Source organism: Vibrio sp. 1078-1, from assembly GCF_033340475.1.
Map to the genome: position 1 here is coordinate 1 of NZ_JAWOWM010000247.1, position 770 is coordinate 770.

Annotated in this window: 1 protein-coding gene; it reads left to right on the forward strand. The window is 47.3% G+C overall.

Annotated elements, in window-relative coordinates; translation table 11 throughout:
* Positions 1-259 precede the first annotated feature (259 nt).
* A partial coding sequence (locus R7190_RS26900) for an aconitase family protein (RefSeq protein WP_318137801.1) occupies positions 260-770 on the forward strand: 511 nt, incomplete at its 3' end.

A 770-nucleotide genomic window follows, 5' to 3' on the forward strand; every position in this document is an offset into this window, starting at 1 on the left:
ATCAAGAGTGGGTGCCTATTGAGAATCGCTAGCGCGAAAGCCAGTCAAAGTCATTACATGCTTTGATTGGTTTATCTCCTCCTTCTTCTGTTTTCACTCTCTCTTGGCAGAAGAAGGAGGACTTCTCGTCACAAACATTACTAGAGCGACTACATCTCAAAAAGTTCTCCAATCAAGTTCTCCAAACTGCTTTGCTAGAGTAGCGTTTCTAGAGTGATGGGGAGAAGGCCAAGATGTACAGATTGAATGGAAGCAAACCATGAGCACAACTATTAATACCCAATTCCGTAAGTCGCTTCCGGGGACTCAACTTGATTACTTTGATGCCCGCGAAGCCGTAAACTCTATCTCTCCTGGAGCCTATGAAACGCTCCCTTACACCTCACGCGTTCTTGCCGAACAGCTCGTACGCCGCTGCGATCCAAGCGTATTAACAGACAGCCTGAAGCAGCTCATCGAACGCAAACGTGATCTTGATTTTCCATGGTATCCAGCACGTGTTGTTTGTCATGACATTCTAGGCCAGACAGCGCTTGTTGACTTAGCAGGTTTACGTGATGCGATTGCCGATCAGGGCGGTGACCCGTCTAAAGTGAATCCAGTGGTTGAAACCCAGCTTATCGTTGACCACTCGCTTGCGGTAGAACACGCAGGTTTTGACCCAAAAGCATTCGAGAAAAACCGCGCGATTGAAGAGCGCCGTAACGAAGACCGATTCCATTTTATTGAGTGGTGTAAAACAGCTTTTGAAAACGTCAGCGTAATTCCCG